This window comes from uncultured Shewanella sp., assembly GCF_947491715.1.
Taxonomy (GTDB): Bacteria; Pseudomonadota; Gammaproteobacteria; order Enterobacterales; family Shewanellaceae; genus Shewanella.
In genome coordinates this window covers 1-207 of the sequence record NZ_CANLKR010000170.1, presented here as the reverse complement: position 1 = coordinate 207, position 207 = coordinate 1, and the positions used below count along the sequence as shown (strand labels likewise).

The 207-nt window shown below is 49.8% G+C and carries 1 tRNA gene; it reads right to left on the bottom strand.

Annotation, left to right across the window (positions count from 1 at the left end):
* Positions 1-2: 2 nt before the first annotated feature.
* Positions 3-75: transfer RNA gene (locus Q0779_RS23955), tRNA-His, on the bottom strand.
* Positions 76-207 lie beyond the last annotated feature (132 nt).

Genomic DNA, 207 nt, shown 5'->3' with positions numbered 1-207 from the left:
GGGGTGACTGATGGGGCTCGAACCCACGACAACCGGAATCACAATCCGGGGCTCTACCAACTGAGCTACAATCACCATTGTTTTATTTAATGTGATAACGAAATAAGCCTTCTCGTTAGAAGGCTTATCGAAAAGTGGTCGGTGATAGAGGATTCGAACCTCTGACCCTCTGGTCCCAAACCAGATGCGCTACCGGGCTGCGCTAAT